The following is a 12488-nucleotide window of genomic DNA, read 5'->3' on the forward strand; positions in this document are numbered from 1 at the left end:
CCCACCTCCTTTTACGGCAAAGAAGAAACTATCATTTATCGGCAACGCGCACAGCAACCGATCAGCGGAGTCCTCTCGTTTCCAGGCAGACTGAATGGATAGTCGAGCGGATGGCGACCGACTACGATCCATTTTCCGTCCGCTTTTTTTCGCAATTGGTACACCCGAAAAAAGCGATCGCTCGAGTCAAAAGCAAACCAGACGGCCAAGGTAACGTTTGACCCGCAGTGGGACAGAACTTGAGATTTGACGATAGGGGGTGCCCCAATGGTATCCCCGACAGGCACAGCCAGCCTTCCATTGATCCGTCGCAAATCCAGATTTTTGATCACACGGCTCGCCAGACAAGGAGTCATGCTTCTTTGCAGAAACCGCCGAATTTTTGCGACGGATCGAAATCGCTCAGGCAGCAGCCTGCCTCGGTTTCCTACCCGTTTTTGGGCGGAGAGAACGATGGTAAAAAATGCTCGCTCTGCTTGACGAACGGTTTGCAGCCACATTTTTTTCATCCGGCATACCTCCCTCTTACAAGCTTATGCAACCAGCGGTGCATGCGGTTGGGCTCTCGGACGCGTACATATTTCGTTTCCGTACCGGACAAATTACTGTGGTGCAGAACTCTCAAGATCCAAGGAGGAACAAACATGCCTACCCAAATCAACACGGATTCTCTGAAAAAAGCTGAGGCGTCCACCACGCTTGCCAAGTCGATGATCACGCAAGCCATTGAGCAATCCGCCGCCAACCCTCAACTGGCTGAAGAGGCACTCAAGCAAGCTTCCCAGGAGATCGCTCAAGCCCAAACCATGGTGTCACAAGTGCAATCCACCATTCAAACCCAGCAAGCACAGCAGCAGCAACAGCAAAAAGAGTCCAAGTAAATGTCAGCAGGCGAATCCCTGAACGGATTCGCCTGTTTTTTCTTATTTCTGGAAAAGCAATCGCAACTTTTATAAAATTGAGGTAAATCATGCTCTATTCTTGGGAGGAAGCTCATGCTACAACCGACTGGCATCAATCATTTCTTGTTTTCCGTTTCTGACTTGGAGAGGTCTTTTCGTTTTTATCAGGATGTCCTGGGTGCAAAACCGCTCGTCCGCGGCAGGAAGCTGGCCTATTTTGACCTGAACGGGTATTGGCTCGCCTTGAATGAAGAATCGGACATTCCCCGTCAGGAGATCCATCTGTCCTATACCCACCTCGCTTTTTCCATCGAAGAAGCTGATTTTGATGCCTGGCTTGCTCATCTGCAAAAACATGATGTCCACATCCTGCCTGGACGGGAACGCGACGCGCGTGACAAAAAGTCCATGTACTTCACGGATCCAGACGGTCACAAGTTTGAATTACATACGGGAACACTGGAGGATCGGCTTGCCTATTATCGTCAGGACAAGCATCATATGACATTTTTTGAATAAATAAAAACGACCTAACGCCCCCTTTTTTTGGCGGTTCGCCGACTGGCAGCTGCCTTTTTCGTCACGACTCGCCGAAGCTGCGCTGGGGTCAGCGGCTGCGTATATCCCAGATGGCCGCGACGACCTGTTTGCAGCGTTCTGGAGATTTTTCCAGTCGCTGTGGCTACGCGAAGCCCAAAAGCCTGCATCGCCCACTGAACAGGAAAAGAAATGGACAGCCTGCCGTCCTCAGAGCCCGCGAAATTTACCGCTGCTGCATAGTTGCCAGATGTCAGCCATACCGATCCGGAGTCCCCAGCCAGTGATACAGCCGTCTGGCCCCGGATCACCGTCTGGTTGCGAAAGCGGATCGTGCCTAGTCCGCCAAGGCTGCCGTAATCGACCTCGATGTCAGTATGGATGGATTCGACAGTTCCGCTGACACGCCCTGTCGTCCGTCCCACTTTCTTCAACCGAGTGCCGACCGCATAGCCCCGGACATGCCCACGTACCCTGCCTACGGTTGCGTAGCGCGGTGCGAGAAGACTGCTTCTGGTTGGGATGGAAATGGCAGCATCCATATAATTGACCGCGTTCTTTCGTAATCGCACAAACCTGTAGAGCCTGCCGATTCGACTCACACCTGATCGACCGCCATCTGCCCCTCCCGGCTGGATCGTTTCCGTATAGCCGCTCGTATTGTTTCGATTCAGTACATGATTGTTACTCAGCAAGTAACGTCGGGCACGCCGAGCTGCTTGGGAGACAATCAGTCCAGCGGTCCCCGATATACCCGGATATCCGACGCTGTAGCCCGCAATGACTGGCCGTATTCTACGGCGGTATCTTCCGCTTGCCGCACCCGGACGTACCAATGGGTGACAGCAGCAGCGGCCAGACACGATCGTCCTCACTGGTACTGATATGTTTGCTTTGGACAGGTGCCTGTTCACGGTGACGCTTCTTGGGCAGTGTTTGGCCACTTTTGCACTGGCATCGACCGTGTACATCACGATGCAGGCGCCGCCCTTTTTATTTTTCCCATTCACATAGCCGACCCCAATGCCGACGACGCCCGGCATCTTCCTCCACTTTTTCAACAGCTGACGCTTGGCTCGCAACGCTTCCCGAAAAGTTGCCATCGAATCTCTTCCTTCCTCCATCGGTTTCACATTGCCATCGTATGTCGGACTTGGCCACGTATATTGGACCCCTGACACAAGCTTGAATGCCTTTTTTGTCTCTTGCACGACCCTGCATCCACCTCATTCGCACTTTTCCAGCAAAAAAACCGCCTGGCTCTTTTTACGAGCCAAGCGGTTCTCTCTCAGGTTAGCGATTAGGACGCTTCCTGCACAGCAGCCTCCGTCACTGGATGCTGCAGGTTCTTATTGGTGTGGACCAACACGATATTCAAAATGACAGCTGTCAAGGAGCCTGTCACGATTCCATTTTGGAGCAGCATTTTTGCCATGGTTGGCAACTGATCAAACATGGTTGGCACTGCCGCAGAGCCCAATCCTACAGCAATACTGCAAGCGGCGATCAGCAGATTTTCGTTTTGACGCAGGTCTACCTGGGACAAGATGTTGATGCCAGACGCGACAACCATCCCAAACATCGCGATCATCGCACCGCCCAATACCGCATTCGGTACGATGGTGGTCAGCGCAGCCAGCTTCGGCAGCAGTCCCAGCACGACCAAAATACCGCCAGCGCCGATCATGACGTCACGCGTTTTGATGCCAGTCAGACTCACCAGACCGACGTTTTGGGAGAAAGCTGTGTACGGGAATGCGTTGAAAACACCGCCCAACATGATGGCTACCCCTTCGCCGCGCAGACCCTTCACTACATCTTGCTTGCTGATCTCTTTGTTCGTTACTTTTCCGAGGGCAAAGTACACGCCTGTAGACTCTGCCATGCTGATGATGTTCACCAGAATCATGGTGATGATCGCAACGATGCTGAATTGCGGCGTACCAAAGTAAAAAGGCTCAACGATGCTAAACCAGGAAGCGCTCGCCACATTGGCAAAGCTGACCATCCCCATGAAATAAGCCGCTACCGTACCGACGATCAGACCGAGCAAAACCGAAATCGCACGAATAAATCCAGTAAACAGACGATTGATGAGAAGAATAATAACGAGTGTTCCCAAAGCCAGAAGCAGATTGTGTGGCGCGCCGAAATCCGGCATTCCTTGGCCACCAGCGGCGTTGTTCATCGCTACAGGAATCAGGGACAGACCGATGATCGTCACCACTGAGCCTTGTACGACTGTCGGGAAGAAACGAAGCAGCTTGCCGAATAAAGGAGCCGCCAAAACGACGAAAATACCTGAAATAATAATGGCGCCATAGGCCGTTGCCAGGTTACTAGTAGAAGCGATGGCAATGATCGGCCCTACTGCCGTAAACGTACAGCCCAGGACGACGGGGAGACGAATCCCTGTGTAGCGAGTTCCCAATACTTGCAAAAGCGTTGCGATCCCGCAAGTGAACAAGTCTGCAGCAATCAAGTAGGCGATTTGCGCCGGGGTCAAATGGAGCTCTCCCCCGATAATCAATGGCACTACGACTGCTCCCGCGTACATGGCCAAAACGTGCTGCAAGCCCAGTGTTACCACTTTTTGTTTGGATAACATACGTTTTATTCTCTCTCCCTCTATTTATTTGGATGTTGCGTGTGTTGCAGCTGGTTCAATAAAATGAATCTCGCCTGGAGACATGGATTCGATGCGAGCGAGTGACTCGATGCGAACTCCCTCTTTCTCCAGCAATCCGCGGCCCTCCTGGAAGCTTTTTTCAATCACCGCGCCAATCCCGACGAGGTGTGCCCCCGCGTCCTTGATGATTTGCGTGAGCCCAACCAACGCTGCGCCTGTCGCCAGGAAGTCATCAACGATCAGCACGCGGTCATCAGCGTGCAAATACTGCTTGGAGACGCTGATCTGATAAGTCTCCTGTCGAGTAAAGGAGTGAACCGGCGCAGAATATACTTCCTCGGTCAGGGTAACCGCCTTCTTCTTTTTCGCGTAGATAAAAGGCACCCCTAACGCAAAAGAAGCCGCCAATGCGAAATGAATGCCGCTCGCCTCGATCGTCACTACTTTTGTTACGTTCTGATCGCGGAACAGCTCGGCAAATCTTTCACCGATCTTCATCGTCAGCTGCGGGTCTACCTGGTGATTCAAAAAAGCGTCCACTTTCAATACGGATGCAGACAGCACTTTCCCGTCCCGGACGATTCGCTCTTGTAGTTCTTTCATCTATTTTCCCCCTCCATGGAATGCAAAAAGCCTTATAAATCCAATAAAATAAAGGAAGCCCAGAGAGAACAGTTCACGGGCTGGTACGATCGAAAATACCAACTCCAAGTGAAATCTGTCCCTCTGGGCTTGTTTCTCCCTGAGGTGCAGCACGCTCATAAATCGCGCGAACATCAAACGCCAGTCAGCCCTGATGGCAAAGGATCGCCAAAAACAGAGGCTGGATCGCGGATGTTCTCTCACTCGTAGTCAGGTGATTTACGGTCACCCGGTAGAAACTGTTGGGCCTTATTCCCAAAATTATACGAGCCTGCATATGCTTTTTGGATATTGAACAATCTATCATATCTGGCAGCTTAGGAGCAAGCGTTAATTTTTGAAAGCCTGCATAGCTGTAAAAGATGGAAAGAGCCCCCGATTTACGAGGGCTCTCTCTTTTATCGCTTCGGCTTGCGCTGCCGCATTTGTACATTGATCTTTTTCCATTTGTCCTTCTCAGCTGCCTGCAGTCGCGCGTCTTCCTTTCGCGCCAGATGAGCAAGCTCTCTTTGCAGTTTGAGGTAGCTGTCAAAACGTGCTTTTTCCAACATGCCATCAGCGATTGCTTCCTGAACGGCGCAGCCTGGCTCCCGCACATGCTGACAATCGTTAAATCGGCACTCTTCTGCGATGGACTCGATGTCATCGAAGGCTCCGCGGAATCCTTCGTCCGCTTCCCAGAGCTGCAGCTCGCGCATGCCAGGCGTGTCAATCATTAAGCCTCCGCTAGGCAAGAGGAACAGCTCCCTGTGCGTCGTCGTATGCCGGCCGCGGTCGTCCCCTTCACGGACCTCACTGACCCGCTGCATGTCCGAACCACTCAGCTTGTTGATCAAGGTCGATTTGCCGACCCCGGAAGAGCCCATCAAGGCTATCGTCTTGCCTTCTCCCAGATAAGGTGCCAGCTGCTCCAGCCCTTCGCCTAGCTCCGAGCTGACGACGTGTATGGGTACGCCGATCGCCACAGACTCCACTTCACGAAGTCTGGAATCCACATCGTCGCACAAGTCGGCTTTGCTCAGTACGATGACTGGCGATGCACCGCTTTCCCATGCGAGGATCAGATAGCGCTCCATCCTGCGAATGTTAAAGTCATTATTCAAAGCGTTGACCAAGAAGACGGTATCTACATTGGCGGCGACAATCTGCTCTTCCACCGAATCGCCAGCCACTTTTCGAGAAAACTTGCTTTTGCGCGGCAAGAGAGCATGAATCGTCGCTTTCTTTTCCTCTGCCCGCGGACTGATCACGACCCAATCCCCCACCGCTGGATAATCCTCGCGGCCAGTCGCTTCGTACCTGAGCTTACCCGTAATTTCACCCAAGAGCTCGCCATGCTCGCTCAAGAGGCGATAAATCCGTTTATGTTCCAGTGTGATGCGTCCCACACTGTAGCCTTGTTCGGCAAATGGAGCGAAATGAGTAGCAAATGCCTCATTCCAGCCCAAAGATTGTAAGGTTTGTTGTACTTGTTGATTCACGAACGGATTCCCCCTGCAAATGGTTTGTAATTGGCGCTATGCCAGAACCAGTCACAGTCGAATCCTCACATCATGAACGGTTTTACTTCTCGCCAGAAAGGAGGATTCCTGTGACCCCGATTGCTACAATCTCTACCGTTTTTGTGTTTGCCATAAAACATCTCTCCTTCTTTGCAAACCGTTTTATCCAGTTTGACCGTTATTTCCCAACTATTGTACCACGAAACGACGCAGATGCAACAGCCTTAGTCGCCGCCGCCTCCACCGCCGTCGCTGCCCCCGCCGCCATCAGAACCGCTGTCACCATGGCTATGACCGTGGCCGTGGCCATGTCCCCAGCCTCCGTCAGAATCATCCCGCCTGTGATCGTTGTCGATGTAATACGGAGTGCTGCTGTCAGTCGACGAGTGGGAACGTCTGCGTCCGCCTTTTGCGTTTGTTGCCAGAACGATCATCAAGACAATGAACATGACCATAACGATAATGAAAATTTCCATCTGCTCCACTCCCCTCTGGGCCATGCCTTGAAACTCGGTTGTACAACCCCAGTATACCACGTTTTTGTAATCCTCATGGAACGGACTGTCATATTAGGGTGAGACTGGTCGATTATCCGGCAGTTCTGCCGTGAATAGGAGCCACTGCCAATATATTCGCGATGGCAAAAATGCGATACGCACCTCGCGTGTAACAGTATGCCTTCATCCTCTGCCCGGCAGCATCCAGCTCGAGAATGCGCACGATTCTCCTGCTGGTATCGCCGTTTCTATCCAAGTAAATCATCTCGATGCTTTGCTGTCTTTCCCAATATCTGTTCAGTTCACGCATCATCTGATGTCACCGCCATTTCATCCTTAGAAGCATTTTATCACCAGGAACACTTGTTCGCAACTTTTGTTCCTATTTTATGCGAACACAGCGTAAGCATGCAAGAAAAAAAGACACATGCCCATTGGTGAGCACGTGCCTTTTGGTTGTTCTTATTGCTTTCTCATGGCCTTACCGTACACGTAGACGATCGGGGATAACAGCACGGCCGCCACGATCAGGGAGGCTCGAATGGACACCCGACTTCCGACCCAACCGACAACGGGCCCCCCCGCCGTCTGTCCCAACGCATTGGATTGGCTAAGCATGGAGAGCACGGTCGCCCGTACGCTGCTCGGGATGTTGAGATTCAGCCACGTATCGTAAAGCGGGCTGCTGATCGCATCGAGGACGCCGATCAACAGCAGGGAGCAAAGCGCCCACCAGAAGCTCGGGGCCAGCGCAAAGGCCAGGAGCAGCACAATCCGCAAGCTCGTCAGGACGAACATCCCTACCATGACCGTGCGTTCGTTGTTTACATCGAGCCTTTTTTCCGTGACCTTTACCGCAATCAAGCCCAAAAAAGCAGTGAGCGCCGCGATCACCCCAAACCAGACAGCCATCGAGAAGGGAACCGTTCCCGGAAAGCCCACATCGGCAATCAGATGTGCTTCCCGCAGTCGATCATATCCTTCCGAGGCAGCTCCGCTAAACAAGGTGACGATCAGGATCAGCAGCAAGATCCGCTGGGAGCGCACGACTTTGACACCTGACAGCCACGTCGTTTTCATTTCCTGCCACTGGGTAGAATCCTTCTGTCTCTCTCTCGTGACGAATCCCGTCTCCTTCATGAAAAGGATCAGGAAAACTCCGAGAGCGGCATACATCAAGCCGCCGACAAAGTAAGGGAGCTGTGTCCCCAGCGTAGACAAGCCTACGCTCAACCCGATTCCAGCCAGCGTGGCCATGAGCGAAGCCCTCTTGGCACGAATAAACAGACTGCCCAAGCCTTTCTCCCCAACCTCGTCTGCGATCCATGCTGTATCAGCACCACTGACAAAGGTGTGCCCGACACCGAAAAACACCTGCGCCAAGAGTACCCATCCCAAAACCGGCAGAGTAGGAAGCATTTCCTGCAAGGGGCCAACCATGCCTTGGAGGGCAAATCCGGTGCCGAGGACAAACATGCCGATAATCATCGACAAGCGTCTGCTGTACGTATCGGCCACTACACCCGTGACTCCCTCAAACAGGACTACAGTGAGCTCCAATACCGTGCCCACGATCAACAGCTCCAAGGGAGACAGCCCCAGGGTAGCGATGTAGAAAATGGCGTAGGTCGTAAACATCGTCGAGTTGGCAAGTGACGTAATAAAGCGCATGACCAAGTACAATTGTGTCGCATTCATTTTCATAGGAACAACGATCCGCCCTTTTCGGCAGATGGACACGTTCCGTTTTCGTTCCGGTTTCGGTCTGTTCGACGTACGCTACTTCCTCCGTCTTTTCGCCAAACCTATTGCTGCAAAAGCGGACGCGTCTTTCTACCGCGTAATTTATCTTTTGGCAGTGAGTGAGTTGCAGCAATTTGGGATACTAACATGGTTCATACACCTCCGACAGTAATTAGTTTCATTATAATGAATTTGGAATTTTTGACCAGAGCCTTCCTTTTACGACCAATGACTTTCAGCGGACAGGAAATGGCGGAAACAAGCATTCTATTCTCGATCCTGAAGGAAGAAACAAAAAAACCGCGCAGCGTAGGTTCTGCACGGTTTCGATTCCTTCTTACGCTTTTTTGCGGAACAGGCTCACGATCGCGAGCAAGAGGGCCAATCCAGACAGGACCAACGGCAAAGTGTTGCTGCTACCGGACGTAGCTGCCGCTTCCTGAGCAGGTGCTGCACTCACTGGCTGCCCCGCATCATGACCTGCCTCGCCTACCCCTTCCTTGATGGTGGTCACGGATGCAGGGGTTTGAGAGTCAGGAGCTCCCGTCCATTCCACTACTTCTCCATCCGCATAGGTCTGGTACGCTTTCCAGGACAACGTGCCAGCTTCTTTCGGATTCGCGCCTACAAAGGCGAATTCCACAAATTCATGCGCCTTGATGCCGCCGTCCGTAGCAGTCCAGACCAAAGCCGTGTTACGTCCGTCCTTGTCTTTTTCAAACTCGTAGCTCCAGCCTGGAATGGGTTGGACCGTGCTCACTTTTACTTGGGCCGGGAACTCGACCTTGACCTTTGTCGTATTGACATCTTTCTCTACCGGAACTCGTACCGTGTATTTCTCATAAGCACCGGTCGTCGTTTCTTTCGGATAGACATTTACGTGTGCTTGTGCAGCAGATGCGAGGGTCAAAATCGCTCCTGCCATCAATACGCTGCTCATCCATTTTGTGATTTTCATCTGAAAAACCTCCTAATGTTGGTGCTGAATCAGCACTGCTTTTTCTGTATTTGCAATTTTATTTGCAGTTGTATTTGCCGGATAGTTCGTCTGGCTCATCCACAGGCCAGCCAAGATCGCCGCAATGCCCAAGAGCATTTCCCAGCGCAGCAGATTGGCTCGCAAGCCGTGGCCTTTGCGCCAACGCGTCGTTTGCCTCCAAGCGAGGGCAAGCATGCCACATACGGCTGCAGCTTTGCCATATAACAAATAGCTCCACGTCATGGGACTTTGCAGAATGCTGATCGCGTCCGTCTGGACAAACAGCATCACGATTCCCGTCAAGACGGCAAGCCCGGAGGCGATCGCAACGGTCCGCAAAAAGAACGGCTTGAACCGCTCATTTCCGCGTTCCACATGCCTGAGGGTAAGCAGTAAATACACCAGCGCACCCATCCATAGCGATACCGTCAGGACGTGCAGCAGTCTGAGTGTCAGCGAGAGCCACACGGGCTGTATTCCCCATGCATGACCTCCAAACGCCTGTATGCCAACGAGCATCACCCACAGCACCACATACCAGCCCGTCATCATGTTCGGAATGGCCAGCAAGATCAGCAAGGCAAAGGACGCAATCAGCATCACCGCAAAAGGCGACTGCATCAGAACAGTCCAGTTTCCTTGCCACAGCGCTTCGGTCAAAGACGCTGCCGTGAGTGCTTCATCATACAGGAACCAGAGGAATACCAAACCGACCAACGCCAGCCCCCATCCGATCTGTCTGCCGATCCCCAGCAGCTGGGTAAACGCAGGCAAACCGTATCGGTGTCCTCTCCATGCCAGCAAATACAATCCTCCGCCAAGCAAAATAATGCCTTGTGTGAGGTAGCGATACACGATGAGATAGCCGCTATCCGGCTTTTTCCCGGTCGGATCTGCTACCACTGCGCTCTTGTGCCCGATGGAAAAGGTCAAGCGCTCTTCAACGGGATGTCCGTCTTCTGAAACAACGGAGACAATCGCTACATACGTCCCTTCCTTCAAGTCCGGAAGCTGCGCATTGATCTGGGAAGCGTCACCCGGCTGCAAGGTGGGAGGTTCCAGCCTAACCTCTTCTCCGTTCCAATCATACAAATGTATAGCTACCAGATCAGGCTCCAGCGCTTCTGTAAAACGCAGGGAGATCTGTCCCGGGTTAGCCTGCAGTACCTCGCCGTCTTTGGGTTGGCTGCCCATCAGTCCTGCATGTGCCTGCACCGTCGTTGCCATGGCACCAAACACGAAGAACAGGGCGAGCCAAAGCACGGCCATATATCGTTTCAAGCTCATCACCGTCCCGTTCCCTTCCCTAGCCTTCCTACATGTTTTATCCTATCAAACTTCATTCACTGTCCATATGGCTCAAACGGGCTATCTGCTGTGACGAATTGTTGAAGCGTCCTACCAAGCAAAAAAGCACGCTGCGGAAGCCTCTTCCAAAGCGTGCCATGCCTATTTCTTTACTTTCCCTATGATTATGGTCTGCTGTCCCGAATGACGCGATTGGTCGTCGTCGTGCCATTGATTCTGTGGCGATGACCGTTTGTAAACTGTGTGAGAACATCTACGCGGTGAAAGTGATTGGGCCCGCCGCCAAATGGTCCACTGCCGTTGATTGACAATCCGGTCCTGCCGAAGTACAAATGGCGATGCCCATCAGACGTGGTGGTGATCGCACGGAACAGATGAAAATGGGACCGGGCACTCGGCACCCGCACGACAATGTCGGATATGTTGCTAAACAAATGCCGGTGGCCTCGCACCAGCGAAGTGTCTCCCTCCATGCGGTGCCTTACGCGATTGGGGCGAGCTTGTGTATTGCGGAACTTTTTCTTTGCGATGGAAAATCCCTCTTTTCTCAAGTACTTGCGCTATTTTATGAACAAGCACTGAGGTAGGAAACAGCTTGTCGCAGAAATGTGTGAATGCTCCATCACAAAAAACCGAGACTGGCAACACGCCCAGTCTCGGTTCTCCTTATCGTCCACTCTTCATTTCTGTCCAGTAGCGATCGTATTCTTGCAAGGTATCTCCCACGTCTACCAGCCACTCGGCACGGTCGATATCCGCTTTGTCGAGGAAGATCATTTTATTCGAGCGGTATTCCTCACTGTGCAGCGAGTAAGCTTTCTCATTCGGATTGCTGTATCCGATCGACTCGTAGTTCTTCACACTCACCTCTGGGTCCATCAGGTAGTTGATGAACTTCTCCGCCAGATCCTTGTGCTTGGCTCCTTTTGGAATCGCCAATGTATCTGCCCAAATGGTCGCGCCCTCTTTCGGAATCACGTATTCCACATCCGGGTTCTGCGCGTGAATGAAGGCAGCGTCGCCAGACCAAACCGTACCGATCCACGCTTCTTCTGCGATCATTTTTTGCTTGATGTTATCCGTATCAAAGGCCACTACGCCAGGAACGAGCGTTTTGAGGTCCCCAAATGCCTTTTCCAGCTCCGCCTTCTCCTTGGTGCTGTTGGAAAAACCGTTCTTGATCAGAGACATTCCCATCACTTCACGAGGGTCGTTCAAGAGAATCACGCGGTCATTGTATGTTTCGTTCCAGAGATCGGCCCAGCTCGTAGGCGCCTCTTTGACATATTTCTTGTTATACGCGATACCGGTGATGCCCCAGGTGTAGACAAGGGAGTGCTTGTTGTCCGGATCAAACGGAGGTGTCTGGAATGTAGACACGATGTTCTTCATGTTCGGGATGGCTTCCTTGTTCAACTCTTCCAACAGGCCCAGCTGAATCATGGTAGCAACCATGTAGTCGGATGGCTGAATCAGGTCATAGCCGGATGCGCCCGCCTGGATCTTTGCCAGCATTTCCTCATTGCTGCCGTATACGTCGTAATTGACCTTGACGTTGAATTTCTGTTCAAAATCTTTGATGACGTCCGGATCAAAGTTATCGGCCCAGCTGTAAATGTTGAGCACTTGCTCTTCTTGCTTCTCAGATGGGGACGACGAACAACCAACAACAGTCAATGCGAGTGCGGCGGACAAAGCGCCGATCATGAGGGACTTAAAACGTTTCATTTTCTCTTCTCAACCTCCAAA

At 52.2% G+C, this 12488-nt stretch carries 14 protein-coding genes and 1 riboswitch; of the genes, 2 read left to right on the top strand and 12 right to left on the bottom strand.

The features are described 5' to 3' along the window. Positions 1 to 35 precede the first annotated feature (35 nt). Positions 36 to 509 (bottom strand): hypothetical protein, encoded by a 474-nt coding sequence (locus tag JNE38_RS23030; protein ID WP_203353450.1) that lies wholly within the window; start codon positions 507 to 509, stop codon positions 36 to 38. Between the two features lie 135 nt (positions 510 to 644). Between JNE38_RS23030 and JNE38_RS23035 the strand changes: the two genes are divergently transcribed. Together JNE38_RS23035 and fosB are read left to right on the top strand one after the other, a co-directional pair. Continuing rightward, on the top strand, positions 645 to 881 hold the full coding sequence (locus JNE38_RS23035; RefSeq protein ID WP_203353451.1) for a hypothetical protein: 237 nt from the start codon (positions 645 to 647) through the stop codon (positions 879 to 881). Between the two features lie 114 nt (positions 882 to 995). After that, complete coding sequence (gene fosB / locus JNE38_RS23040) at positions 996 to 1421, top strand: metallothiol transferase FosB (RefSeq protein ID WP_203353452.1); 426 nt, start codon at positions 996 to 998, stop codon at positions 1419 to 1421. 11 nt (positions 1422 to 1432) lie between these two features. Here fosB and JNE38_RS23045 read toward each other — a convergent pair whose 3' ends face one another. The 11 genes from JNE38_RS23045 to JNE38_RS23095 form a co-directional block, all read right to left on the bottom strand. After that, a complete protein-coding gene (locus JNE38_RS23045) occupies positions 1433 to 2542 on the bottom strand; it encodes a chymotrypsin family serine protease (RefSeq protein ID WP_203357702.1) in 1110 nt (369 codons plus the stop codon). Between the two features lie 197 nt (positions 2543 to 2739). Beyond that, a complete protein-coding gene (locus tag JNE38_RS23050; RefSeq protein ID WP_203353453.1) occupies positions 2740 to 4047 on the bottom strand; it encodes a nucleobase:cation symporter-2 family protein in 1308 nt (435 codons plus the stop codon). Between the two features lie 24 nt (positions 4048 to 4071). Then, positions 4072 to 4671 carry a xanthine phosphoribosyltransferase gene (locus JNE38_RS23055; RefSeq protein ID WP_203353454.1) on the bottom strand — a complete coding sequence of 200 codons (600 nt, stop codon included), beginning with the start codon at positions 4669 to 4671 and terminating at the stop codon, positions 4072 to 4074. Positions 4672 to 4897: 226 nt separating this feature from the next. After that, a riboswitch (purine riboswitch) is annotated at positions 4898 to 4999 on the bottom strand. A gap of 109 nt (positions 5000 to 5108) precedes the next feature. Beyond that, positions 5109 to 6191 carry a ribosome small subunit-dependent GTPase A gene (gene rsgA / locus JNE38_RS23060; RefSeq protein WP_203353455.1) on the bottom strand — a complete coding sequence of 361 codons (1083 nt, stop codon included), beginning with the start codon at positions 6189 to 6191 and terminating at the stop codon, positions 5109 to 5111. Positions 6192 to 6436: 245 nt separating this feature from the next. Beyond that, positions 6437 to 6688, bottom strand: a complete 252-nt coding sequence (locus tag JNE38_RS23065; protein WP_203353456.1) for a hypothetical protein — start codon at positions 6686 to 6688, stop codon at positions 6437 to 6439. A 112-nt stretch (positions 6689 to 6800) separates the two neighbouring features. Further along, positions 6801 to 7022 (bottom strand): WYL domain-containing protein, encoded by a 222-nt coding sequence (locus tag JNE38_RS23070; protein WP_203353457.1) that lies wholly within the window; start codon positions 7020 to 7022, stop codon positions 6801 to 6803. A 149-nt stretch (positions 7023 to 7171) separates the two neighbouring features. Continuing rightward, entirely contained in the window at positions 7172 to 8413 is a 1242-nt protein-coding gene (locus tag JNE38_RS23075) for an MFS transporter (RefSeq protein ID WP_203353458.1), read from the bottom strand. 376 nt (positions 8414 to 8789) lie between these two features. Next, a complete protein-coding gene (locus tag JNE38_RS23080; RefSeq protein WP_203353459.1) occupies positions 8790 to 9410 on the bottom strand; it encodes a YcnI family copper-binding membrane protein in 621 nt (206 codons plus the stop codon). 12 nt (positions 9411 to 9422) lie between these two features. Then, positions 9423 to 10718: a copper resistance CopC/CopD family protein gene (locus tag JNE38_RS23085; RefSeq protein WP_203357703.1), complete on the bottom strand. Its 1296-nt coding sequence runs from the start codon at positions 10716 to 10718 to the stop codon at positions 9423 to 9425. Positions 10719 to 10903: 185 nt separating this feature from the next. Beyond that, the gene (locus tag JNE38_RS23090; protein WP_275296599.1) at positions 10904 to 11212 is read right to left on the bottom strand and encodes a YmaF family protein; all 309 of its coding nucleotides are present in this window, start codon (positions 11210 to 11212) and stop codon (positions 10904 to 10906) included. 193 nt (positions 11213 to 11405) lie between these two features. After that, positions 11406 to 12467: an ABC transporter substrate-binding protein gene (locus JNE38_RS23095; RefSeq protein WP_203353461.1), complete on the bottom strand. Its 1062-nt coding sequence runs from the start codon at positions 12465 to 12467 to the stop codon at positions 11406 to 11408. Positions 12468 to 12488: the final 21 nt, after the last annotated feature.

Origin of the sequence: Brevibacillus choshinensis (assembly GCF_016811915.1) — a bacterium.
GTDB lineage: Bacteria > Bacillota > Bacilli > Brevibacillales > Brevibacillaceae > Brevibacillus > Brevibacillus choshinensis_A.